Here is a 22,150-nt window from a genome sequence, read left to right as displayed (position 1 = left end):
CGACAAACCCGGCGGGTGAGTTTGCCGATGAGGGCCCGGGGAACCGTCCATACGCAGACATCGACGCGGAGGAGGACGAGATGCCCGGGCGCGAGGTACTGCCCAGCACGCTGCGGCGCTCCCCGGACAAGGCGAAGCGCACCTGGGAGAAGACGCACGACTCGGCGGTGGAGACGTACGGCGAGGGCGAGCGGGCGCACCGCACCGCGTTCGCCGCGGTCAAGCACGAGTTCGAGAAGGTCGGCGACCACTGGGAGCCGAAGGGACGCAAGGGACCCAGCGACCGCCAGGCGCAGGGTGGCGGACCGGCCCGACGGGCTCCCACGGCGGGCGGCGTGGACGCCAACGCCAAGAAGGAGCACCTGATGGAGGTGGCCAAGAAGCTGGACGTACCCGGCCGGTCCCGGATGACCAAGCCGGAACTGGTCAAGGCGATCCAGAAGGCGAACCTTCGGCAGACCACGGAGGCCCGCGAGAAGTCCAAGGCGCGCAGCGGTCGCTGAGCGGGGGGTACGACGCACGGGAGCCCGGGACCGCACGGTCCCGGGCTCCCGCGTTCCCGCTCACCAGTGGCCGCCGCCCGGGGCCTCCAGGTGCACCGTCTTCACCGTGCTGAACTCGTCGAGCAGCTCCGGGCCGTACCCGAAGCCCTGGCCGCTGCCGCGGCGCGGCTGCGCGGCGCCGCCCGGCGCCCCGCCGAACACCGCGTTCACCTTGACGGTGCCCACCGGCAGCTCCCGCCAGGCCCGCTGCGCGTGGCTCATCGAGGCGGTGAGCACCGTGCCGGCCAGCCCGTACGGGGAGTCGGCGGCGCAGCGCAACGCCTCGCTGAACGAGTCCACCACCACCACGGGCGCCACCGGCCCGAACGTCTCCTCGCGGACCAGCGTCATCTCGTGCCGGCAACCGGTGACCACCGTCGCCGGGTAGAACGCCCCCGGCCCCTCCGGCAGCACACCCCCGGTGCGCAGCGTCGCCCCCTCGGCCACCGCCGCGGTCACCTGGCCGTGCACGTGGTCGCGGTGCCGCCGGTCCACCAGCGGGCCGAGCTCGGTCTCCGGGTCCCGGCCCGGGCCGACCCGCAGTGCCTCCGCCCGGTCGACCAGCGCGTCGACGAAGTCCTCGGCCACGTCCCGGTGCACGTAGATCCGCTCGACGGCGACGCAGATCTGGCCGGCGTTGGCGAACGAACCGATCGCCGCCTGCCCGGCCGCCCAGACCGGGTCCAGCCCGGCGTCGACGATCAGCGGGTCGCTGCCGCCGTTCTCCAGCAGCGCCTTCGCGCCTGTCCGGGCGCAGGCCGCCGCGATGGCCCGGCCGGTGGTGGTGGAGCCCGCGTGGGCCACCACGTCCACCTCCTGCGCGGCCAGCGCCGCGCCCACCTCGCCACCGCCGGTCAGCAGGGACAGCACCCCGGCCGGCAGCGCGCCGTCGAGGACCCGGGCCAGCAGCCACCCGGTGGCCGGGGTCCGTTCGCTCGGCTTGTACAGCACCACGTTGCCGGTCACCAGGGCCGCGCCGAGCAGCCCGCAGGAGACCGCCACCGGATCGTTCCACGGGGTGATCGCGGCGACCACCCCGCGCGGCTCCGGCGCCATGAAGTCGATGGCGTGCGTGCCGCCGTGCAGCGTCCGCCCGCCCCGCACCGGCCCCAGCTCGGCGTACTGTCGCAGCGTGCCGATGCCCGCCTCCACGCCGCCCCGGGCGTCGGCGAGTGGCTTGCCCATCTCCGCCGTCGTCGCCTCGGCCAGTTCGTCCGCCGCCGCGGCCAGCGCGTCCGCGGCCCGGTGCAGCGCCGCCGCCCGCTCCGCCGGGGCCGTCGCCGCCCACTCCGCCGCCGCGCCCCGGGCCGCCTCGACCGCCTTGGCCACCTCGTCCGCCGTCGCCACCGGTACGGTGCTGACCGGCGTGCCGTCGGCGGGATCGTGCACGACCAGTTCACCGCCCGCACCGCCCGCGCCCCACACTCCACCGATGAGCTGTTCAACCCTGTACATGCGGCAGTGGATGCCCCGGTCCCGGCAAGGCAAACGCGTTTCGCCCGGTTGCTGGCCGGGTAGGCGGATCGGATGACCGGGACCGGCATCGAGACCGCGGACGCCGTCGTCATCGGCGCCGGGCACAACGGACTGGTGGCCGCCAACCTGCTCGCCGACGCCGGTTGGGACGTGCTGGTCCTGGAGGCCACCGGCGCCCCCGGCGGGGCGGTCCGGTCCGCCGAGGTGACCGCCCCCGGCTACCTGAGCGACCTCTACAGCTCCTTCTACCCCCTCGGCTACGCCTCGCCGGTGCTGCGCCGGCTCGGCCTCGACGCGTACGGGCTGGCCTGGACGCACGCGCCCGACGTGCTGGCGCACGTGCTGCCGGACGGCCGGGCGGCGGTGCTCAACCGCGACCCCGACCGCAGCGCCGCGTCGATGGAGGCGTTCGCGCCGGGCGACGGGCAGCGCTGGCTCGACACGTACGACGACTGGCGGACGATCTCCCGTCCCCTGGTGAACGCGCTGTTCACCCCCTTCCCGCCGGTCCGCGACGGGCTGGAGCTGCTGGGCCGGCTGCGCACCGCCGGGGCGCTGCGGCTGGCCCGCCGGCTGGTGCTGCCGAGCCGGCAGTTCGGCCACGAGGTGTTCCGGGGCGAGGGCGCGCCCGCGCTGATGGCCAGCTGCGCCCTGCACACCGACCTGTCGCCCGACGACGCCGGCTCCGGCATCTACGGCTGGCTGCTCGCCATGCTCGGCCAGGAGGTCGGCTGGCCGGTGCCGGTGGGCGGCGCGCAGCGGATCACCGACGCGCTGGTGGCGCGGCTGATCGCCAAGGGCGGCCGGATCACCTACTCCGCCCGGGTGGACCGGGTGCTCGTCGCCCGGGGCCGGGCGATGGGCGTACGGACCGAGGGCGGCGCCACCTGGCGGGCCCGTCGGGCGGTGCTGGCCGACGTGCCGGCGCCGGCGCTCTACCTGGACCTGGTCGGCGCGGCCCGGCTGCCGCCCCGGCTGGTCGAGGACCTCGACCACTTCCGCTGGGACGGGTCGACGGTGAAGGTCGACTGGGCGCTGGACGGGCCGATGCCGTGGACCAACCCGCAGGTCGCCGGGGCGGGCACCGTGCACCTGGCCACGGACGTCGACGGGCTCACCCGCTACGCGGCGGACCTGGCCTGCGGGCAGCTGCCGGAGGACCCGTTCCTGCTGGTCGGGCAGATGACCACCGCCGACGCGAGCCGGTCACCGGCCGGCACGGAGTCGCTCTGGTCGTACACCCACCTGCCGTTCCGACGGGACTGGCGGGCCGAGGACGTGGCCGCGCACGTGGACCGGATGGAGGCGGTGCTGGAGCGCTACGCCCCCGGCTTCAAGGCCCTGGTCCGGGGCCGCTTCGTGGCCGGCCCGGCCGATCTGGAGGAGCGCAACCCGAGCCTGGTCGGCGGCTCGGTGGGCGGCGGCACGGCCGCCGCGTACCAGCAGCTCTTCCTGCGTCCGGTGCCCGGGCTCGGCCGGCCGGACACCCCGGTCGACCGGCTCTACCTGGCCAGCGCCTCGGCCAACCCGGGTGGCGGGGTGCACGGCGCGCCGGGCGCGAACGCGGCGCAGGCGGCGCTGAGCCGCAACCGCACCCTCACCGGCGGCCTGTACGCCCGGGCGATCGGCGCCGCCCACCGCGCGGTCTACCGCTGACCCGGCGCGGCTGCCCCTGCCGGAGACAAGCGACCTGCCCGAGCGGCATTCGCATGCCCCTCGGACAGGTCGCTCACGACGGTGTCCGCCGCACCCGTCACGCCGCGTGACGATGCGGGTGCGACGGGTGGGTCAGCGCTCCAGGTTGCGGTGCCGGGTACGCAGCTTGAACGGCATCAGCGCGCTCTCCACCTTGGTGGCGGTGGTCATCTTCGAGTCGCCGTCGCGGCGCTCCTCGAAGCGGATCGGCACCTCCAGGATGGTGTGCCCCAGCTTGGTGGCCAGGTAGTGCATCTCGACCTGGAAGCTGTACCCGTTGGACTGCACCCGCTCCAGGCCGATGTCGCGCAGCGCGTCCGCCCGCCAGATCTTGAAGCCGGCGGTGAGGTCACGGATCCGCACCCGCAGCAGGGTGTGCACGTAGAGGTTCGCCCAGCCGCTGAGCGCGCGGCGGTAGAGCGGCCAGTTCTCGTCCAGCTCGCCACCGGGCACGTACCGGGAGCCGATCACCACGCCGGCCTGGGTGGAGAGCAGCGCGCCGAGCATGCCCGGCAGCGCCTCCGGCGGGTGGGACAGGTCGGCGTCCATCTGCGCCACGTAGTCGGCCCCGCCGTCGAGCGCCCGGCCGATCCCGTCGACGTACGCCCGGCCCAGGCCCTCCTTGCCGGCCCGGTGCACGACCTGGATCCGGTCGGGGTGCTCGATGGCCAGCTTGTCGGCCACCTCGCCGGTGCCGTCCGGGGAGTTGTCGTCCGCCACCAGCATCTTGAGGCCGGGCAGCGGCAGGGCGAGGAGCCGCTCGACCAGCGCCGGGAGGTTGCCCGCCTCGTTGTAGGTGGGGACCACGACGGTCAGGCGTGCTTCCCGCCACGGCGAGGGCAGCTCCACGGGTTCGATCATGACGGACATCCTCTGGTTGCCGACGGTTTTCCCCCAAAGGGTAGCCAGTGCCCCGTCGGGCCCCGTCGAGGCTCCCCGCCCCTCAGCTCTCCGCGGCCTCGTCCGCCTTCTGGCGGGTGGCGATGTCGGAGAGCCGCCGCAGGGTCTCCTTGTTGCGCTGGTGCAGGACCAGGTCGTTGAGCTTGTTGCGGATCCAGCGCAGCGGCCCGGCGGCGAAGTCCTCGCCGATCCGCACCCGGGTGGCGTCGGTGCCGACCGGTTCGAGGGTGAACACCACGATCGCCTCACCGGCCGGCCAGAGCCCGGCCTTGATGACCATCTTGTGCGGCGGCTCGCAGGCCAGCACGGTCGAGGAGTCATGCAACGAGAGCGGCCACGGCCCGGCCTTGTGGTGCAGTTGGCTGCCCACCCGCGGCCAGGTGTCGTCGACGTCCCGCACGTGCACGGTCCCGACCACCCAGTCGCTGTACGTCCACCCGTCCGCCAGCACGTCGAACACCCGCTGCGGGGGCGCGTCGATCACTTTCTCCACAATCGCCACTGACGTCCAGTACCCCGACGACGACCGGGGCTAACCGGCGGGGCGGACCGGGCGTTAGCTTCTCCGGGGCGACGGGTAAGGCCGGGTCGGCGAGCCCCGCGCGGCCGGGACGGCGACGAGCCGTACCGCCCGGTAGATGATGTTTACTCCCCGGGGCTCCGGGAACCCGCCGCCCGTGCGACGGGACCAGATGGAGCCGGATCAGCGCAGGTCAGGCCGGGTCGACCCGGCCGTCGACCGGGCCGTGATCCGGCCGGTCCTGTTCGACGCGGTGCTGCTGGACCGGGACGGCACCCTGGTCGAGGACGTGCCGTACAACGGTGACCCGGAGAAGGTGCGGCCGATGCCGGGCGCGCGGGCGGCGCTGGACCGGTTGCGCGCGGCCGGCCTGCGCCTCGGCGTGGTGACCAACCAGTCCGGGCTGGCGAAGGGGTTGTTCACCGCCGCGCAGATGCGGGCGGTGCACGCCCGGATCGAGGCCCTGCTCGGCCCGTTCGACACCTGGCAGGTCTGCCCGCACGACGACGGCGACGGCTGCGCCTGCCGCAAACCCGCCCCCGGCCTGGTCCACCGGGCCGCCGCCGCGCTGGGCACCACGCCCGCCCGGTGCGTGCTGGTCGGCGACATCGGCCGGGACATGACCGCCGCGCTCGCCGCCGGCGCCACCGGCCTGCTGGTCCCCACCCCGGTCACCCGGCCCGAGGAGGTGGCCGCCGCCCCGCACGTCGCCCGCGACCTGCCGGCGGCCATCGAGGAGATCCTGCGGCGGCAGGCCGCGCTGCGCCCGAGCGCGCCCCGCCGGGCCGGCACCGTGCTGGTCGTCCGCAGCGATTCCGCCGGCGACGTGCTGGTCACCGGCCCGGCCGTCCGCGCCGTCGCCGCCGGCGCCGAACGGGTCGTCCTGCTGCACGGGCCCCGCGGTCGGCACGCCGCCGCCCTGCTGCCCGGCGTCGACGAACTCGTCGAATGGCCGCTGCCCTGGATCGACGGCGACCCCGCCCCGGTCGACCCGGACGACATCCGCCGGCTCACCGACCGCCTCGCCGGGGTGCGCGCCGACGAGGCGGTGGTCTTCACCTCCTTCCACCAGTCACCGCTCCCGCTCGCGCTGCTGCTGCGGATGGCCGGCGTGCCCCGGGTCAGCGCGATCAGCGACGACTACCCGGGCGCGCTGCTCGACGTCCGGCACCGGGTGCCCGACGGGCTGCCCGAGCCCGAGCGGGCGCTCTCGCTGGCCGCGGCCGCCGGCTTCCCGCTCCCGGCCGCCGACGACCCGGCGCTGCGCATCCGCACCGACGGCCTGCCGCCCACGCCGGCCCGCCTCGGCCGGCCCGGCTACGTGGTGCTGCACCCCGGCTCGGCGGTGCAGACCCGGGCCTGCCCGCCCGAGCTGGCCGCCCGGATCGTCCGGGTGCTCACCGCGGCCGGCCACCGGGTGGCGGTCACCGGCGGCCCGGACGAGACGGAGCTGACCGCCCGGGTGGCCGGCGACACCGGCGTCGACCTGGGCGGGCGGACCGGTCTGGCGGAGCTCGCCGCCGTGCTGGCCGACGCCGGCGCGCTGGTGGTCGGCAACACCGGCCCGGCGCACCTGGCCGCCGCGCTGGGCGTGCCGGTGGTGAGCCTCTTCGCCCCCACCGTCCCGTTCGGACAGTGGGGGCCGTACCGGGTGCCGGCGGTACGCCTCGGCGACGCCGCCGCGCCCTGCCGGGGCACCCGGGCCACCCGCTGCCCGGTGCCCGGCCACCCCTGCCTGTCCGCCGTCGAGCCGGACCACGTCCTGGCGGCGGTACGCCTGCTCGGGGTACCCGCCGACGCGCCCCCGCCGGGCGCGGCGCCGGCCACCGTCGGCATCGATCCGGTGATCGCCGGCGGCGGGAGCGCCCGATGAACATCCTGGTGTGGCACGTGCACGGCTCCTGGACCACCTCGTTCGTGCACGGCAAGCACCGCTACCTGGTGCCGGTCACCCCCGACCGCGGCCCGTACGGGCTGGGTCGGGCCCGCACCTATCCCTGGCCGGACAGCGCGGTGGAGGTCACGCCGCAGCAGCTGCGCCGGGAGGAGGTCGACGTGGTGCTGCTGCAACGGCCCGAGGAGATGGACCTGGCCTGCGACTGGCTGGGCCGGCGGGCCGGCCGGGACCTGCCGGCGATCTACGTCGAGCACAACACCCCCAAGGGCGACGTGCCCAACACCCGCCACCCGATGGCTGACCGGGACGACCTGCTGCTCACCCACGTCACCCACTTCAACGAGCTGTTCTGGGACAACGGCGGCACCCGCACCGCCGTGGTCGAGCACGGGGTGGTCCCGCCGGCGGTGCAGTGGACCGGCGAGCTGGACCGGCTCGCCGTCGTCATCAACGAGCCGGTACGCCGCTGGCGGGTCACCGGCACCGACCTGCTGTCCCGCTTCGCCGAGATCGCCCCGCTGGACGTGTTCGGCATGAAGGTCGCCGGGCTCGCGGAACACCTCGGCCTCCCGGCCGACCGGCTGGCCAGCCACGACGACGTGCCGCAGCACCGGATGCACGCCGAGCTGGCCCGGCGGCGGGCGTACCTGCACCTGTGCCGGTGGACGTCGCTGGGGCTGAGCCTGATCGAGGCCATGACGATGGGCATGCCGGTCGTCGCGCTGGCCACCACCGAGGCCGTCGAGGCCGTGCCGCCCGGGGCCGGCGCCCTTTCCACCCGGGTGGACGCGCTGCTGGAGGCCGCGGGGCGGTTCGTCACGCAACCCGCCGAGGCCCGCCGCGCCGGCGCCGAGGCGCGCACCGCCGCCCGGGCCCGCTACGGCCTGGACCGTTTCCTCGCCGACTGGGACCGCCTGCTGGAGGAGGAAGTATGCGCATCGCGATGATCTCCGAGCACGCCAGCCCGCTCGCCGTCCTGGGCGGTGAGGATGCCGGTGGGCAGAACACCCACGTCGCGGAGCTCTCCGCCGCGCTGGCGGCCGCCGGGCACGACGTCCGGGTCTACACCCGACGCGACGCGGTCGACCTGCCGGTCACCGTCCGCGCCCCGCACGGGTACGACGTGGTGCACGTGCCGGCCGGCCCGGCCGAGCCGTTGGCCAAGGACGCGCTGCTGCCGCACATGAAGGAGTTCAGCGGCTGGCTGGTGGAACGGTGGCGCGGCGGCGACTGGGTGCCCGAGGTGATCCACGCGCACTTCTGGATGAGCGGGCTCGCCGCGCTGGCCGCCAGCCGGCAGACCGGGGTGCCGGTGGTGCAGACGTACCACGCGCTCGGCACGGTCAAGCGGCGCTACCAGGGCGTGCAGGACACCAGCCCGGCGCGGCGGATCGCGTACGAGCGGGAGCTGGGCCGCGCGGTCGACCGGGTGGTCGCGCAGTGCCAGGACGAGGTGGGCGAGCTGGTCCGCCTCGGCGTCCCGCGCTCGCGGATGACCGTCGTGCCGTCCGGGGTCAACCTCGCCAGCTTCGCCCCGCTCGGCCCGGCCGTCGAGCGGGAGCCCGACCGGCCCCGGATCCTCACCGTCGGGCGGCTGGTGGAACGCAAGGGCTTCCAGACCGTCATCCGGGCGATGGCCCTGGTGCCCGACGCCGAGTGCGTGGTGGTGGGCGGCCCGCCGGCCGGCCTGCTGGAGACCGACCCGTACGCCCGCCGGCTGCGCGCCCTCGCCACCACCTGCGGGGTGGCCGACCGGGTCAGGCTGGTCGGCGCGGTGCCCCGGGAGGAGATGGGGCGCTGGTACCGCTCCGCCGACGTGCTGGTCGCCGCCCCCTGGTACGAGCCGTTCGGGCTCACCCCGCTGGAGGCGATGGCCTGCGGCGTGCCCGTGGTCGGCACCGCCGTGGGCGGGATCAAGGACACCGTGGTCGACGGGGTGACCGGGGACCTGGTCCCGGCCCGGGACCCCCGGGCCCTGGGCACGGCGATCCAGCGCCTGCTCGACGACCGGATCCGCCGCTTCGGGTACGCCACCGCGGCGCTGCAACGGGCCCGGCGCAGCTACTCCTGGTCGACCACCGCCGAGCGGCTGGCCGAGCTGTACGGCGAGGTGGCCGCCGTGCGCCGGCCGACCCGGGTGGTCGCCTGATGACCACGGCCACCGAAGGGCTGCTGGACGCGCACCTCACCCTGCTGGCCGAGGCGCTGCTGCCGTTCCGGTCCGCGGAGCAGCAGCTCGCCCGCTGGGGCACCGAGCTGGCCGCCACGCTGGCCGGCGGGGGCCGGCTGCTGGTCGCCGGCAACGGCGGCAGCGCGGCCGAGGCCCAGCACCTCACCGCCGAGCTGGTCGGCAAGCTCCGCGACGACCGGCAGCCGCTGTCGGCCATCGCGCTGCACGCGGAGACCTCCGCGATGACCGCGATCGGCAACGACTACGGCTACGACGAGGTCTTCGCCCGCCAGGTCCGCGCGCACGGCCGGGAGAACGACATCCTGCTGCTGATGTCCACCAGCGGGGCCAGCGCCAACCTGCTGGCCGCCGCCCGCGCCGGCCGGGAGGTCGGGCTGCGCTGCTGGGCGTTCACCGGCCCGGCGCCCAACCCGCTCGCCGACGCCTGCCACGAGACGCTCGCCATCGCCTCGCCCGAGAGCCAGGTGGTGCAGGAGCTGCACCTGGTCTCCACCCACGTGCTCTGCGAGTACGTCGACCGGGCCCTGCCGGCCGCGCTGGCGGTGACCGGGACGGCCGGCCCCGCCCCCGTCGAACGGCCCACCGCGCCGGTGCGCGCCGGCGTCGAGGTGGTGCTCGACGGCGGCGACCGGCGGGTGGAGGCGGGATGAGGAGGCCGGCCGTGCGGGGACCCCTGGTGGTCATCGGCGACACCCTGCTGGACCGCGACGTCGAGGGCGTGGTGAACCGGCTCTGCCCCGACTCGCCCGTACCGGTGCTCGACGAGACGACGTACGCCGACCGCCCTGGCGGCGCCGGCCTGGCCGCGGTCTTCGCCGCCGCCCAGGGCGCCGGCGAGGTGGCGTTGGTGACGGCGCTCGCCGACGACGCCGGCGGCGCCCGGCTCAGCTGCCTGCTCAGCGCCGCCGGCGTGCAGGTGTACGCGCTGCCGCTGCCCGGCGCCACCGCCGAGAAGATCCGGCTGCGGGCCCGCGGCCGGGTGCTGCTGCGCCACGACCGGGGTGGGTCGGCCGCCGACCCCGGGCCGCCGAGCGAGGCGGTGCTCCGGCTGATCGCCGAGGCGTCCGCCGTGCTGGTCAGCGACTACGGCCGGGGCGTCGCCCGGCAGCCCGCGCTGCGCGCGGCGCTCGCCGCGACCCGCGCGCCGGTGGTCTGGGACCCGCACCCGCGCGGACCGGCGGCGGTGCCCGGGGTCACCCTGGCCACCCCGAACGAGGCGGAGGTACGCGACCTGACCGAGGTCCCGCCGGGCTCGTCCCGGCTGGCCACCGCCTCCCGGGGCGCGCAGGGGCTGCGCGAGCGGTGGCGGGCCGGCGCGGTGGCGGTGACCCTGGGCGGCGACGGCGCGCTGCTCTGCCACGCCGGCGCCACCCCGCTGGTGGTCGCCGCCCCGGTCAACGCCGAGGGGGACACCTGCGGGGCCGGGGACCGGTTCGCCTCGGCGGCCAGCCTCGCGCTGGCCCGGGGCGCGCTGGTCTCCGAGGCGGTGCAGGAGGCGGTGGCGGAGGCGTCGGCGTACGTGGCCGGCGGGGGAGTGGCGGCCGCGCTGCCGCCCGAGGTCCGCGCCGCCGCGCCGCCGCCACTGGGCGGCGGCGGGGAGCGGATCGGGGCCGCCGCGGCGGGTGCGGTGGTGGCCGAGGTACGCGCCGCCGGCGGCACCGTGGTCGCCACCGGCGGCTGCTTCGACCTGCTGCACGCCGGGCACGTGGCGACCCTGCAGGCCGCCCGGCAGCTCGGCGACTGCCTGATCGTCTGCCTCAACTCCGACGCCAGCGTCGCCGGGCTGAAGGGGCCGGACCGCCCGGTCGTGCCGCAGGGCGACCGTAGCCGGCTGCTCGCGGCGCTGAGCTGCGTCGACGCGGTGCTGGTCTTCGACGAGTCCACCCCGGACGCGGTGCTGAGCTGGCTGCGCCCGGACATCTGGGTCAAGGGTGGCGACTACGCCACCGGCGGCGGCGACCCGGCGAGCCTGCCGGAGGCCGAGGCGCTGCGCCGCTGGGGCGGGCACTCGGTGGTGGTGCCGTACCTGGACGGACGCTCCACCACCGACATGATCGCGGCGGCCCGCGGTGAGCGCCCCGGGGCGTACCGTGCCGCACCCACCGGCGCCGTCAGGGCCGCCGGTGCGCAGCGTCCGACGGCGGAGGGAGCGCGATGAGCAGTGCACCGGGTGCCGGCCCGATCGTCCTGGTCACCGGCGGATCGAGCGGGCTCGGCGCGGCGGTGGTCACCGCGGTGGCCCGGGCCGGCGGGCGGCCGCTGGTGCTGGACCGGCAGCGCCCCGGTGACGGGGTGCCCTGGGTCGAGTGCGACCTGGCCGACACCCGGGCCGCCGAGGAGGCCACCCGGCAGCTGGCGGAGCGTTCCGGCGGCCTCGACGCGGTGGTCACCGCCGCCGGCACCGACGTGCCCGGCAAGCTCGCCGACGTGCCCCGGGAGACCTGGGAACGGATCGTCGCGGTCGACCTGCTCGCCACGGTGGCGGTGGTCCGCGCGGCGCTGCCGTACCTGGAGGCGTCCCGGGGCGGGATCGTCACGGTGGCCTCCACCCTCGGGGTGAAGGCGGTCAGCGACGCCACCGCGTACTGCGCGGCGAAGTTCGGGGTGGTCGGCTTCACCCGGGCGCTCGCCGCCGAACTCGCCGGCCGGGTGAACGTGACGCTGCTGATTCCCGGCGGGATGCGCACCGCCTTCTTCGACGCGCGTGACCCGCAGTACCGGCCCGGCCCGGAGGCCAAGCTCAACGACCCGGCCGACACCGCCGCCGCGGTGATGTTCGCCCTCTCCCAGCCGCCCGGCTGCGCGGTACGCGAGATGGTGGTCTGCGCCGAGCAGGAGACCTCGTACCCGTGATCCTCGTGCTCCGCGCCCTCGGCGTGGGCGACCTGGCCACGGCGGTGCCGGCGCTGCGCGCGTTGCGGGCCGCGTACCCCGACCGGGAGCTGGCGCTGGCGGCGCCGGCCTGGCTCGGGCCGCTGGTCGACCTGGTCGGCGGCGTCGACCGGCTGGTGCCCACCGACGGCCTCGGCTCCCCGCCGTGGCCGCCCCCGCCGGTCGCGGTCAACCTGCACGGGCGCGGGCCCGACTCGCACCGGATGCTGGCCGGCGCGGGCCGGCTGCTGGCGTTCCGCTGCCCCGAGGCCGGCCACCCGGACGGCCCGCGGTGGCGTCCCGGGGAGCACGAGGTGCACCGCTGGTGCCGCCTGCTGGCCTGGTACGGCATCCCCGCCGACCCCGGCGACCTCGCCCTACGCCGGCCGGCGGCGGACCGGACACCGACCGGGGTCACGGTCGTCCACCCGGGCAGCAAGATCCCCGAGAAGCGCTGGCCGGCAGCGCGCTTCGCCGCGCTGGCCCGGACCCTCGCCGAGCGCGGCCACCGGGTGGTGGTGACCGGCTCGGCCGACGAGCGGGAGCTGGCGCGCCAGGTGGCCGCCGGGGCGAATCTGCCCGACCCCGCCGTCCTGGCCGGCCGGACCGACCTGGGCGAGCTGGCCGCGCTGGTCGCCCACGCCCGCCTGGTGGTCAGCGGCGACACCGGGGTCGGCCACCTCGCCACCGCCTACGCCACCCCGTCCGTGCTGCTCTTCGGCCCGGTCCCGCCGGGCGAGTGGGGCCCGCCGCCGGACCGGCCCCGGCACCGGGCGCTGTGGAGCGGCGCCCGGGATTGGCCGGACCGGCCCGGGGTAGGAAGCCACCCGACGTTGGCGGCCCTGCCCGTGGACCGGGTGCTGGCCGCCGTGAACGAGGCCGAAGAGGCGGTGCGGGTCTCCGGTGCGATTGCGGCGTAGTGATCCGGGCCGGGCGGGGTACGGGCGCCGCCGGGCCGGCAAGGGCTGGGTGTTCCTCGACCCCCGGGGCGAGCCGGTCCGCGACCCCGAGGAACTGTCCCGGCTGCGCGAGCTGGTCATCCCGCCCGCCTGGCAGGACGTCTGGATCTCGCCGTACCCGAACGGGCACATCCAGGCGACCGGCGTCGACGCGGCCGGCCGCAAGCAGTACCTCTACCACCCGGAGTGGCGGCGCAAGCGCGACGAGGCGAAGTTCGACCACGTGCTGGAGGTCGCCCACCGGTTGCCGGTGCTGCGCGCGCGGATCGCCGACGACCTGGGCCGGCAGGGCCTGAACCGGGACCGGGTGCTGGCCACCGTCGCCCGGCTGCTGGACATGGGGATGTTCCGGGTCGGCAACGACCAGTACGCGGTCGGCGAGGACGCCACCTTCGGGGTCTCCACCCTGCGCCCCGAGCACGCCCGCTCCCGGGGCGGGTGCGTGGTCTTCGAGTTCCCGGCCAAGGGCGGCATCGAGCAGGTCCGCCGGATCGAGGACGCGGAGCTGTGCCAGGTGCTGACCAACCTGCGCCGGCGGCGGCGGGCGGAGGACCGCCTCTTCGGCTACTGGGACGGGCGGCAGTGGCGCGACGTGCGCAGCGACGAGGTCAACGAGTACCTGCGCGACGCCAGCGGCGGCGAGATGACCGCCAAGGACTTCCGCACCTGGCACGCGACGGTGCTCGCGGCGACGGAACTGGCCACCGTGGGCGTGCAGCGGTCCGCCACCGCCCGGAAGAAGGCGGTCGCCGGGGTGATGAAGGAGGTCGCCGAGCTGCTGGGCAACACCCCCACGGTGGCCCGGACGTCCTACGTGGATCCCCGGGTGGTCGACCTCTACCACGACGGGGTGGTGGCGCCGGTCCGGCCGGACACCCCGAAGCCCGAGGCCGAGCGGACGGTCCTGGAGTTGCTGGAGGAGGCCTGACCGGCCCCGTCGTCGGTCCTGGGGGGAAGAGCGACGGGGCCGGAGTCGGTGTGGCCGGGTGGCGGGCCGTCCGCGCGGCAACCGGGGCGGCCGCCCGTGACAAGGAGGTCACGGGCGCCACCACGGTCCCCCGTTATCGGTGGCCGGCACGGGCCTGCCGACCGCCGATCCGGGTTCAGTATGTCGACGTCGAGTTGACGACGGATGCCGCGTCGTTGACGATCCGTGCCTGTTCCCGCCGGGCCGCGCGGTACCCCTGCGGGGTCTCGCCGTAGGCGGCGCGGAAGGCACGGCTGAAGACCGCCTTGTCACCGAAGCCCCAGCGGGCGGCGACGGCCTGGATCGCCCGGTGCGCCTGCGCCGGGTCGGCGAGGTCGCGGCGGCACCGGTCCAGGCGCAGGTCGCGCACGTACGACGCCACCGTGGTCTCCTCCGTCTCGAAGAGCCGGTGCAGGGTCCGGACGGAGACGTGGTGCGCGTCGGCGATCCTCTGCGGGCTCAGCGTGGCATCGCCCAGGTGACGCTGGATGTAGCCGCGCACCTGCGCGAGCAGCGCCCGACGGCGTACCTCGCGGGGCACCGCGTCCTCGGCGACCAGGTGTCGGCCGAGCATGGTGACGATCAGGTCGAGCGCGGTCGTGCCGAGCCGGTCGGCGTCCGCCGCGTGATACTGCTCCGGATGAGCGGTGATCTGCACCAGGTACTGGGCCAGCAGGGCGCCCACCCCCTCGGTGCCGGACATCCGGCCGGCGAGCAGCGGAGCGAGCCGGTCGGGGGGCAGCGGCAGCGCGCCGTACGGGATCAAAGCCACCACGGAGCTGGCGTGCTGCTGTCCGCCCTGCGCACCCTCGTGACTGACCTGGTGGGGACGCGACCCGTCGTAGAAGGTGAACTCGCGCGGCCCGAGCACGCTCTGCCGGCCGGCCTGCCCGGACGAGCCGGTGCCGGTGGTGGTCAGGGCGAGCAGGAAGTAGTCCACCTCGGTCTGCCGGGCCAGCTTGGCGGTCCGTACGGCGTCCAGCGAGGGGTAGCGGTAGTTCACCAGCTGGATCGGGCCGAGGGGGATGATCTCGGCGCGGGCGGTGAAGTCGTCGGCGTGCGCGGACCGCATCCGCAGTGGCGACGCGGTGCGGGCGACGAGGTCCAGCCACATGCCGAACCGCTCGCGCGGCGGCAGCGCCTCCGTGTCGATGACGTTCCGGTCCAGCATCTTTCCCGCCTCCATGGTTCCGCGTGTGTCCGGCCCATTGTCGATGACGGCCCTGCCGGCGAAAGAGCGCGGAGACGACGGATCCGCGCGACCGGGTGGGCGCGCGGATCCGCGGCGGTGCCGGTCAGTCGTTGAGCACGTGCGAGAGCCGGTCGCGGAAGCGCCGCTCCGAGTCGCTGACCTGGTCGCCGCCGAGGCCGAGGAGGCCGCCGGTGGGGGCGGCGCCGACCACCTGCTCGGCGATCTCCACCAGCCAGTGCTTGTACGCCCCGGCCTCGCCCTCGTCCACCCGGGCGGCCAGCAGCGCCGACGCCTGACCGGCGCGGGCCAGCACGTCGTCGATCAGGGCCTGCGGGTCCGCCGGCTCGATGACCGGCAGTTCCTCGCCGGCCTCCGGGTCGCCCACCCGAGACACGATCTCCCCGGCGACCGCCGCGACCAGCGGGTTGGCCGACTCGCGGCCGGCGGAGATGGTTTCCAGCCCGGCGGCGTTCTCCGCGCGGGTGCGCCGGCTGCCGTCGTGCTCCGCGGCGCTGGCCGCGGTCAGGACCGCCTGCGGCAGGCCGACCAGCAGCCCCCACTCCTCGTCGGAGAACCCGAACCCGGTGTACGCCGGCTGTTCGATCACGACTGAGCCCCTCTCGTTTCGTTGCGTCTGTGCCCGGTGCCCCGGTCAGGCTAGTCCCGCGTCAGCAGGCCCTGCTCCGACACCACGGGCACGGAGAGCGTCTTGTAGCCGACCTCGTCGAAGAGCACCGTCATCCGGTCCTCCTCGTAGTTGAGCACCAGTCCGGTCCCCCAGTCCGGGTGGCGGACCTGGCTGTGCACCGGGAACGGCCCGACCGCGCCGTCGTCGGCGGTGCTGGTGCCGGCGTGGCAGTTGTCGCAGTGCCCGCAGACCTCCGACATCTGCTCACCGAAGTACGCCAGCAGCGTCTGGCCCCGGCAGGCGGTGGTTTCGGCGAAGGCGCGCATCATGTCGGTGCGGGACCGGGTCACGGTCTGCTGCCGCTCCGCCTCGGCCAGGGCCGCCGCGGCGGCGTCCACCGGCCTGGGGGAGTAGCGGGGCGCGCCGATCCTCTGCCTGGCCCGCGGCTCGGCGGCGCCGATCTGCTCCAGCAGCGACAGGTACTGGCCGAGCTTGCGCGCACCGAGTCCGGTCACCTCGCGCAGCTCCTTCTTGGTCCGGGCCTCCTTGCGCAGCAGCGCGGCCAGGTCGCGCAGCTCGGTGGAGTCCGGCAGGCCGCCGCTGAAGTAGCGTTGCAGCCCGACGTCCTCGGCCTGCCAGAGCAGCAGCACTCGGGCCGGCGCGCCGTCCCGGCCGGCGCGGCCGATCTCCTGGAAGTAGCTGTCCGGCGAGTCCGGCAGCGCCATGTGCACCACCCAGGCGATGTTCGGCTTGTCGATGCCCATGCCGAACGCCGACGTCGCCACCATGATCGGCACCTGGTCGGCGAGGAACGCCTCGTGCAGCTCGTGCCGGGCACCGGTGGGCATTCCGCCGTGGTAGTACTGCGACGGGAAGCCGGCGTCGGTCAACCGCTGGGCCAGCTCCTCGGCGGCCCGCCGGGTCGGCACGTAGATGATGCCGGGGCGTCGGTCGTCGCGCAGCAGCGCCACCAGTCGCCGCCACCGGTAGTCGTCGGTGGGGCAGTGCGCCACCTCCAGGAAGAGGTTGGGCCGGTCCAGCCCGGAGACCACCACCTCCGGGTCGCGCAGCCGCAGCCGGGCGATGATGTCGTCGCGTACCGGGGGTGAGGCGGTGGCGGTCAGGGCCACCACCGGCGGCCGGCCGATGCCCTCGATCAGGTGGCCCAGCGCCAGGTAGTCAGGGCGGAAGTCGTGCCCCCAGGCGGAGATGCAGTGCGCCTCGTCGATCGCCACCAGCGCCGGCTTCAGCGCCCTGACCTCGGCCATCCGGTCGGGGTTGCTGAGCTGCTCCGGGGTGATGAAGAGGAACTCGGCGCGGCCGTCGCGGATCTCCTCGATCGCCTGGGCCTGTTGGGCCGGGGACTCGTCGGAGCTGATCCGTACCGCCCGCAGCTCCGGGCGCTGCCGTTCGTTGAGGGCGGCGATCTGGTCCTGCTGCAACGCCAGCAGCGGGGAGATCACCACCGTCGGTCCGGGGATCAGGCTGGCCGGGATCTGGTAGATCGCCGACTTGCCGGCGCCGGTGGGCAGGACCACCAGGGCGTCGCGTCGCTTCATCACCGCGCGCATGGCGGCGAGTTGGTTGGGCCGCAGCGCGGTCCAGCCGAAGAGGCTCCGCGCCGCGCGGCGCAACGTCGTCGAGTGCATGGACAGCTTCATCGAGGGCCGGAGGTACCCGAGGAGATCAGCGCCGAAACCGTCGACAGCGGCCGATCGGTCGGGAGAGCCGTAACGCCGCGCGGGCCACCCGCCGGGACACCGCGCAGCAGGCTCCGGCGCTGCCCGGCGGGCTGCTGCGCAGCCCCGTCCCGTCCTGAGCGTGATACCTGACGGGTATCAAGATGACTCTGAGGTATCACGCTCGTCGGGGTGTCGGGCCGGGCGCCGGGCACCGTCCGTGGGCGCGACGAGCCGCGAAACGCCGCTGGCCAGGCCAGGCTGTCAGCGCAGGCGGGGCAGCACCTCGCGCTGGTAGAGGTCGAACAGGCCCTGGGTGTGCGGGCCGGTGTTGGCCACGTAGACCTCGTCGAAGCCGGCCTTGGCGTACTTGTCGATCATCTCCAGGTGCGCGTCGGCGCTGTTGCCGCAGACGAACGACGCCTTCATCATCTCCGGCTTGACCAGTTGGGTGGCCTGCTCGAAGTGGCGCGGGGAGGGGAGCACCTGGGACAGCTCGCCCGGCACCCCGGCGTTCGGCCACTTCTCGTACGCCAGCCGCGCGCCCTCCTCCTCGCTGTCGGCGTACGCCGCCTTGAAGCCGGCCTGGCACGGCTTGTCGCCGCCGCCGCTCTCCCGGAACCGGCGGACCATGTCGGCGTCGGGCATGACGCTGACGTAGCCGTCGCCGATCCGGGCGGCCAGGTCGATCGCCTTGGGACCGAAGCCGGAGACGTAGACCGGTGGGGGCGCGTCGGGCAGGGTGTAGATCCGGGCGTGCTCGACGGTGTAGTGCTTGCCGTGGTGGTTGACGAATCCGCCCTGCCACAGCTCGCGCATCACCTCGACCGCCTCCTCCAGCATCTCCAGCCGGACGTCGGTCTGCGGCCAGGCGTCGCCGAGGATGTGCTCGTTGAGCGCCTCGCCGGAGCCGACGCCGAGCACGAAGCGCCCGGAGTGCAGAACGGCGCTGGTGGCCGCGGCCTGGGCCAGCACCGCCGGGTGGATGCGGACGGTCGGGCAGGTCACCGCGGTGGTGACGGGCAGCGAGCAGACCTGGCTGAGCGCGCCGACGGTCGACCAGACGAAGGGGCTCTGCCCCTGCGCGTCCACCCACGGGTGGTAGTGGTCCGAGATCCACAGCGCCTCGAAGCCGGCCCGTTCGGCGCCGCGCGCCTGCTCCAGCAGCTCCGCCGGGGTGAACTCCTCACTGGACAGGAAGTAACCGATCTTCATCTTTCCCCCTCGCCGTCGCCCGACGCCGGTCGCGCCGGGCCGACCAGGGGATGCCCTACCCCGGACTCGGGGGATCAGTCAGCGGCGGCCGAACATGGCCCGGATGGCGGCGAGCAGCAGCAGGCCGCCGACCACCACCCCGAGCAGGCGCACGCCGGGGACGTCGGCCGGCGAGGTGGCGTCGGCGAGCGGCAACAGATCCATTCCCGCACTGTCGCACGCCGCCCCGGAGGGCGCCAGACGGTAACAGTAAGGTTTATTGACTATTTCCTGGCCCGGTGTGACCATGGCAGCACCGCGACGGCGACCGGCCGTCGGACGACCACACGGGGGTACGGGGGCCGCATGAGCGAGCGCAACCTGGCGGGCCTGGCGGCCGCCGTCCTACAGCCCGGTTTCGTCGGCACCACCCCGCCCGAGTGGGTCTGCCGCTGGCTCGGCGAGGGGCTCGGCTCGGTGGTCCTGTTCGCCCGCAACGTCGTCGACCCCGGGCAGCTCGCCGCGCTCACCGCGACCCTGCGCGCCGAACGCCCGGACGTGCTGGTGGCCATCGACGAGGAGGCCGGCGACGTCACCCGGATCGAGTCGGCGCTGGGCAGCTCCCGCCCGGGCAACTTCGCCCTCGGCGCGGTCGACGACCCGGCGCTGACCGAGGAGGTGGCCCGGGACCTCGGCGCCGACCTCGCCGCGCTCGGCATCACCCTCAACTACGCCCCGGACGCCGACGTCAACAACAACCCGGCCAACCCGGTGATCGGCGTCCGGTCCTTCGGCGCCGACCCCCAGTTGGTCGCCCGGCACACCGCCGCCTGGGTACGCGGCCTCCAGTCCGCCGGCGTCGCCGCCTGCGCCAAGCACTTCCCCGGCCACGGCGACACCCGGGTCGACTCGCACCACGACCTGCCCCGCATCGGCGCCAGCCGAGCCCGCCTCGACGCCGGCGAGCTGGTCCCGTTCCGGGCCGCCGTGGCGGCCGGGGTGCAGGCCGTGATGACCGGGCACCTGCTCGTGCCCGCCCTCGACGAGGAACTGCCCGCCACCCTCAGCCCCCGCATCCTCGGCGACCTGCTCCGCGAGGAGCTGGGCTTCTCCGGCGTGGTGATCACCGACGCGGTGGAGATGCGGGCGGTCACCGACCGGTACGGCTTCGCCGGTGCCGCCGTGCGCGCCCTGGCCGCCGGGGCCGACGCGGTCTGCGTCGGCGGGGAACGGGCCGATGAGGACGCCGCCCGCCACCTGCGCGACGCCATCGTCGCCGCCGTCATGGCCGGGGAGCTGCCCGAGGAACGGCTCGCCGAGGCGGCCAAGCGGGTCGGTCAGCTCGCCGCCTGGACGGTGGCCGCCCGCGCCGACCGTCCCGCGTGGGCCGTGCCGGCCCACGACGGTTCGCCGGTCGGCCTGGCCGCCGCGCGCCGGGCGCTGCGGGTCAGCGGCGCCACCGCCGCCCTGCCGCTGGTCGCCCCCGCCCACGTGGTGGAGTTCGCCCCGCCGCGCAACATCGCCATCGGCCCGGAGACCCCCTGGGGCATCGCCGCCCCGCTGGCCGCGCTGCGGCCCGGCACCACCACCGCCCGGTTCGCCGAGTTCGAGGTGCCGGCGGACCCGACGGCCGCGGCCGGCGGCCGACCGGTCGTGCTGGTCGTCCGCGACCTGCACCGGCACGACTGGATGCGGTCCGCCGTCGAGCGGGCCCTCGCCGCCCGGCCGGACGCGGTCGTGGTCGAGCTGGGCGTGCCCGAGCTGGTCGTCGGCCGGGTGCACGTGGCCACCCACGGCGCCACCCGGGCCGGCGCGCTGGCCGCCGCGGAGCTGCTCGCCGGCCCCCGCTGACCACTCCGCCCCGCCGCACCGCGCGACGATCATCGCCGCGGTGCGGCGGGTCGGTGCCGGTCAGGCCGGCTCGAAGACCAGGTCGGCGTACTCGGGGTGCCGCTCGATGTACGCCCGCACGAACGGGCACTGCGGCACCAACCGGCCGCCCTGCTCGCGCACCTGCTCCAGGGTGGCCCGGACCAGCGCGGCGCCGACCCCCATGTCCTGGAACTCCGGGCGCACCTCGGTGTGGGTGAAGATCCGCACCTCGCCGCGCGGCAGGTACGCCGTGAAGCCGGCCAGCGCGTCGTCGACGAGGATCTCGAAGCGGTGCTTGGCGGGGTTCTCCTCGACCAGGAAGCTCACCCGCCCATTGTCTCCCGCCGCCGGGCCAGGGTGTGCAGTTCGCTGAGCAACCGGTCCACCTCGTCGGCCGTGTTGTAGTGGTAGACGCTGGCCCGGACCGCGCCGCCGGTCTCCCCCAGCCCCATCGCCCGGAAGTACTCGTAGGCGTAGTAGTCGCCGGAGGAGAGGCAGAGCCGCGCCTCGCCCAGCGCCGCCGCCAGCCCGGCCGGCGACCAGCCGGCGAGCCGGAACGACACCGTCGGGCAGCGCCGGGCGGCGGCCCCGTACACGGTCACCGCGGGGTTGTCGGCCAGCCCGGCCAGCAGCCGGTCGAAGAGCGTCTCCTCGTACGCCTGGGCGGCGGCCAGTCCGGCCCGGACCCGCTCCCGCCGGTCGCCGGTGGCGGTCGGGTCCAGCCCGGCCAGGTGGTCGACCGCGGCGGCCACCCCGGCCAGCAGCGGGAAGCTCGGGGTGCCCGCCTCGAACCGGTCGGGCACCGCGTCGGAGGAGGGGACCAGCTTGGCCGGGCGCAGCGACTCCCAGCGGGCCGGGTCGGCCACCATCGCGGCCAGGTGCGGGCCGGACCACTTGTAGGCGCTGGTGACCAGGAAGTCCGCGCCGGTCGAGGCGAGATCGGTCGGACCGTGTGGCACGGAGTGCACCCCGTCGACGCAGACCAGAGCCCCGGCCGCGTGCGCGGTCTTGGCGATCGCCGCCACGTCCGGCATCGTGCCGACGGCGTTGCTGCCGGCGGTCACCGCGACCAGCCGGGTCCGCTCGCCGACCAGCTCGGCGTACTGGCCGGCGGGCAGCTCGCCGGTGGCCGGGTCGAACTCCGCCCAGCGCACGGTCGCGCCGGCCGCCGAGGCCGCCTGCACCCAGGGCCGCACGTTCGCGTCGTGGTCGAGCCGGGAGACCACCACCTCGTCGCCGGGGCGCCAGGTCGCGCCCAGGGTCCGGGCCAGCGTGTACGTCAGCGCGGTCGCGCTCGGCCCGAGCACCACCCCGCGCGGCGCCGCGCCGAGCAGGTCGGCCACCGCGGCGCGGGCGGCGCGGACCAGCTCCAGCGACCGGCGGCCGGGCGCGAAGGCGGGGGTGCGGTTGCCGAGCGCGGTGCCCATCGCCCCGCTGACCGCGTCGATCACCGACTGCGGGGTCTGGGTGCCGCCGGCACCGTCGAAGTGGGCGAAACCCTCGGTCAGGGCGGGGTAGGCGGCCCGGGTCCGGGCGATGTCGAACGGCATGACCGGACCCTAACGCG

21 protein-coding genes are annotated in these 22,150 nt (G+C 75.6%); 11 read left to right on the top strand and 10 right to left on the bottom strand.

Annotated features, from left to right (window positions below):
• Nucleotides 1-80 precede the first annotated feature (80 nt).
• The gene (locus ACTMS9_RS15880; protein WP_441148054.1) at nucleotides 81-503 is read left to right on the top strand and encodes a ChaB family protein; all 423 of its coding nucleotides are present in this window, start codon (nucleotides 81-83) and stop codon (nucleotides 501-503) included.
• 60 nt (nucleotides 504-563) lie between these two features.
• On the opposite strand, the gene ACTMS9_RS15875 is transcribed toward ACTMS9_RS15880, so the two are convergent.
• Nucleotides 564-1,997 (bottom strand): aldehyde dehydrogenase family protein, encoded by a 1,434-nt coding sequence (locus ACTMS9_RS15875; RefSeq protein WP_441165319.1) that lies wholly within the window; start codon nucleotides 1,995-1,997, stop codon nucleotides 564-566.
• Between the two features lie 72 nt (nucleotides 1,998-2,069).
• On the opposite strand from ACTMS9_RS15875, the gene ACTMS9_RS15870 reads away from it, so the two are divergent.
• Entirely contained in the window at nucleotides 2,070-3,674 is a 1,605-nt protein-coding gene (locus tag ACTMS9_RS15870; protein ID WP_441148056.1) for a phytoene desaturase family protein, read from the top strand.
• Nucleotides 3,675-3,806: 132 nt separating this feature from the next.
• Here ACTMS9_RS15870 and ACTMS9_RS15865 read toward each other — a convergent pair whose 3' ends face one another.
• Both ACTMS9_RS15865 and ACTMS9_RS15860 read right to left on the bottom strand, forming a co-directional pair.
• Entirely contained in the window at nucleotides 3,807-4,574 is a 768-nt protein-coding gene (locus ACTMS9_RS15865; protein WP_441148057.1) for a polyprenol monophosphomannose synthase, read from the bottom strand.
• An 82-nt stretch (nucleotides 4,575-4,656) separates the two neighbouring features.
• Nucleotides 4,657-5,097 carry an SRPBCC family protein gene (locus ACTMS9_RS15860; RefSeq protein WP_441148058.1) on the bottom strand — a complete coding sequence of 147 codons (441 nt, stop codon included), beginning with the start codon at nucleotides 5,095-5,097 and terminating at the stop codon, nucleotides 4,657-4,659.
• A gap of 208 nt (nucleotides 5,098-5,305) precedes the next feature.
• Here ACTMS9_RS15860 and ACTMS9_RS15855 point away from each other — a divergent pair, with 208 nt between their 5' ends.
• The 8 genes from ACTMS9_RS15855 to ACTMS9_RS15820 are packed head-to-tail and all read left to right on the top strand — an operon-like array spanning nucleotide 5,306 to nucleotide 13,979.
• Nucleotides 5,306-7,006: an HAD-IIIA family hydrolase gene (locus ACTMS9_RS15855; protein WP_441165318.1), complete on the top strand. Its 1,701-nt coding sequence runs from the start codon at nucleotides 5,306-5,308 to the stop codon at nucleotides 7,004-7,006.
• Complete coding sequence (locus tag ACTMS9_RS15850) at nucleotides 7,003-7,977, top strand: glycosyltransferase (RefSeq protein ID WP_441148060.1); 975 nt, start codon at nucleotides 7,003-7,005, stop codon at nucleotides 7,975-7,977. Before ACTMS9_RS15855 ends, ACTMS9_RS15850 begins: the two co-directional genes overlap by 4 nt.
• Complete coding sequence (locus ACTMS9_RS15845; RefSeq protein WP_441148061.1) at nucleotides 7,962-9,179, top strand: glycosyltransferase; 1,218 nt, start codon at nucleotides 7,962-7,964, stop codon at nucleotides 9,177-9,179. Before ACTMS9_RS15850 ends, ACTMS9_RS15845 begins: the two co-directional genes overlap by 16 nt.
• Nucleotides 9,179-9,871 (top strand): D-sedoheptulose-7-phosphate isomerase, encoded by a 693-nt coding sequence (locus tag ACTMS9_RS15840; protein ID WP_441148062.1) that lies wholly within the window; start codon nucleotides 9,179-9,181, stop codon nucleotides 9,869-9,871. Before ACTMS9_RS15845 ends, ACTMS9_RS15840 begins: the two co-directional genes overlap by 1 nt.
• Before the next feature lie 11 nt (nucleotides 9,872-9,882).
• On the top strand, nucleotides 9,883-11,379 hold the full coding sequence (locus ACTMS9_RS15835; protein ID WP_441165317.1) for a PfkB family carbohydrate kinase: 1,497 nt from the start codon (nucleotides 9,883-9,885) through the stop codon (nucleotides 11,377-11,379).
• Complete coding sequence (locus ACTMS9_RS15830; RefSeq protein WP_441165316.1) at nucleotides 11,376-12,074, top strand: SDR family oxidoreductase; 699 nt, start codon at nucleotides 11,376-11,378, stop codon at nucleotides 12,072-12,074. The genes ACTMS9_RS15835 and ACTMS9_RS15830 overlap by 4 nt, the downstream gene beginning before the upstream one ends.
• A complete protein-coding gene (locus ACTMS9_RS15825) occupies nucleotides 12,071-13,012 on the top strand; it encodes a glycosyltransferase family 9 protein (RefSeq protein WP_441148065.1) in 942 nt (313 codons plus the stop codon). The genes ACTMS9_RS15830 and ACTMS9_RS15825 overlap by 4 nt, the downstream gene beginning before the upstream one ends.
• A complete protein-coding gene (locus tag ACTMS9_RS15820; RefSeq protein WP_441165315.1) occupies nucleotides 12,996-13,979 on the top strand; it encodes a DNA topoisomerase IB in 984 nt (327 codons plus the stop codon). The genes ACTMS9_RS15825 and ACTMS9_RS15820 overlap by 17 nt, the downstream gene beginning before the upstream one ends.
• Nucleotides 13,980-14,154: 175 nt before the next feature.
• Here the strand turns inward: ACTMS9_RS15820 and ACTMS9_RS15815 are convergent, their stop codons facing one another.
• From ACTMS9_RS15815 to ACTMS9_RS15795, 5 genes are all read right to left on the bottom strand, one after another.
• Nucleotides 14,155-15,204, bottom strand: a complete 1,050-nt coding sequence (locus ACTMS9_RS15815; RefSeq protein ID WP_441148067.1) for a helix-turn-helix domain-containing protein — start codon at nucleotides 15,202-15,204, stop codon at nucleotides 14,155-14,157.
• A 109-nt stretch (nucleotides 15,205-15,313) separates the two neighbouring features.
• On the bottom strand, nucleotides 15,314-15,817 hold the full coding sequence (locus ACTMS9_RS15810; protein WP_441165314.1) for a hypothetical protein: 504 nt from the start codon (nucleotides 15,815-15,817) through the stop codon (nucleotides 15,314-15,316).
• Nucleotides 15,818-15,867: 50 nt separating this feature from the next.
• Nucleotides 15,868-17,499, bottom strand: a complete 1,632-nt coding sequence (locus ACTMS9_RS15805) for a RecQ family ATP-dependent DNA helicase (RefSeq protein ID WP_441165313.1) — start codon at nucleotides 17,497-17,499, stop codon at nucleotides 15,868-15,870.
• A gap of 282 nt (nucleotides 17,500-17,781) precedes the next feature.
• Nucleotides 17,782-18,732, bottom strand: coding sequence for a TIGR03557 family F420-dependent LLM class oxidoreductase (locus tag ACTMS9_RS15800; protein WP_441165312.1), 951 nt, complete (start codon nucleotides 18,730-18,732; stop codon nucleotides 17,782-17,784).
• A gap of 78 nt (nucleotides 18,733-18,810) precedes the next feature.
• Nucleotides 18,811-18,936, bottom strand: coding sequence for a hypothetical protein (locus tag ACTMS9_RS15795; protein WP_255541416.1), 126 nt, complete (start codon nucleotides 18,934-18,936; stop codon nucleotides 18,811-18,813).
• Nucleotides 18,937-19,077: 141 nt separating this feature from the next.
• On the opposite strand from ACTMS9_RS15795, the gene ACTMS9_RS15790 reads away from it, so the two are divergent.
• Complete coding sequence (locus ACTMS9_RS15790) at nucleotides 19,078-20,562, top strand: glycoside hydrolase family 3 protein (RefSeq protein ID WP_441148071.1); 1,485 nt, start codon at nucleotides 19,078-19,080, stop codon at nucleotides 20,560-20,562.
• Nucleotides 20,563-20,622: 60 nt separating this feature from the next.
• Here the strand turns inward: ACTMS9_RS15790 and ACTMS9_RS15785 are convergent, their stop codons facing one another.
• Entirely contained in the window at nucleotides 20,623-20,910 is a 288-nt protein-coding gene (locus tag ACTMS9_RS15785; RefSeq protein ID WP_441148072.1) for a GNAT family N-acetyltransferase, read from the bottom strand.
• Complete coding sequence (locus ACTMS9_RS15780) at nucleotides 20,907-22,133, bottom strand: cysteine desulfurase-like protein (protein WP_441165311.1); 1,227 nt, start codon at nucleotides 22,131-22,133, stop codon at nucleotides 20,907-20,909. The genes ACTMS9_RS15785 and ACTMS9_RS15780 overlap by 4 nt, the downstream gene beginning before the upstream one ends.
• Nucleotides 22,134-22,150 lie beyond the last annotated feature (17 nt).

It is taken from the genome of Micromonospora sp. L31, assembly GCF_052068075.1.
GTDB classification, from domain to species: domain Bacteria; phylum Actinomycetota; class Actinomycetes; order Mycobacteriales; family Micromonosporaceae; genus Micromonospora; species Micromonospora purpureochromogenes.
The sequence above is the reverse complement of the archived record's forward strand: the minus strand, read 5'-3'. Positions and strand labels throughout refer to the sequence as shown.

What these genes read in the sequence shown, in the direction of transcription:
- ACTMS9_RS15880 (WP_441148054.1), top strand. Translation starts at nt 81, where the DNA reads ATGCCCGGGCGCGAGGTACTGCCCAGCACGCTGCGGCGCTCCCCGGAC.
- ACTMS9_RS15875 (WP_441165319.1), bottom strand. Translation starts at nt 1,997, where the DNA reads ATGTACAGGGTTGAACAGCTCATCGGTGGAGTGTGGGGCGCGGGCGGT.
- ACTMS9_RS15870 (WP_441148056.1), top strand. Translation starts at nt 2,070, where the DNA reads ATGACCGGGACCGGCATCGAGACCGCGGACGCCGTCGTCATCGGCGCC.
- ACTMS9_RS15865 (WP_441148057.1), bottom strand. Translation starts at nt 4,574, where the DNA reads ATGATCGAACCCGTGGAGCTGCCCTCGCCGTGGCGGGAAGCACGCCTG.
- ACTMS9_RS15855 (WP_441165318.1), top strand. Translation starts at nt 5,306, where the DNA reads ATGGAGCCGGATCAGCGCAGGTCAGGCCGGGTCGACCCGGCCGTCGAC.
- ACTMS9_RS15850 (WP_441148060.1), top strand. Translation starts at nt 7,003, where the DNA reads ATGAACATCCTGGTGTGGCACGTGCACGGCTCCTGGACCACCTCGTTC.
- ACTMS9_RS15845 (WP_441148061.1), top strand. Translation starts at nt 7,962, where the DNA reads ATGCGCATCGCGATGATCTCCGAGCACGCCAGCCCGCTCGCCGTCCTG.
- ACTMS9_RS15840 (WP_441148062.1), top strand. Translation starts at nt 9,179, where the DNA reads ATGACCACGGCCACCGAAGGGCTGCTGGACGCGCACCTCACCCTGCTG.
- ACTMS9_RS15830 (WP_441165316.1), top strand. Translation starts at nt 11,376, where the DNA reads ATGAGCAGTGCACCGGGTGCCGGCCCGATCGTCCTGGTCACCGGCGGA.
- ACTMS9_RS15815 (WP_441148067.1), bottom strand. Translation starts at nt 15,204, where the DNA reads ATGGAGGCGGGAAAGATGCTGGACCGGAACGTCATCGACACGGAGGCG.
- ACTMS9_RS15805 (WP_441165313.1), bottom strand. Translation starts at nt 17,499, where the DNA reads ATGAAGCTGTCCATGCACTCGACGACGTTGCGCCGCGCGGCGCGGAGC.
- ACTMS9_RS15800 (WP_441165312.1), bottom strand. Translation starts at nt 18,732, where the DNA reads ATGAAGATCGGTTACTTCCTGTCCAGTGAGGAGTTCACCCCGGCGGAG.
- ACTMS9_RS15795 (WP_255541416.1), bottom strand. Translation starts at nt 18,936, where the DNA reads ATGGATCTGTTGCCGCTCGCCGACGCCACCTCGCCGGCCGACGTCCCC.
- ACTMS9_RS15790 (WP_441148071.1), top strand. Translation starts at nt 19,078, where the DNA reads ATGAGCGAGCGCAACCTGGCGGGCCTGGCGGCCGCCGTCCTACAGCCC.
- ACTMS9_RS15780 (WP_441165311.1), bottom strand. Translation starts at nt 22,133, where the DNA reads ATGCCGTTCGACATCGCCCGGACCCGGGCCGCCTACCCCGCCCTGACC.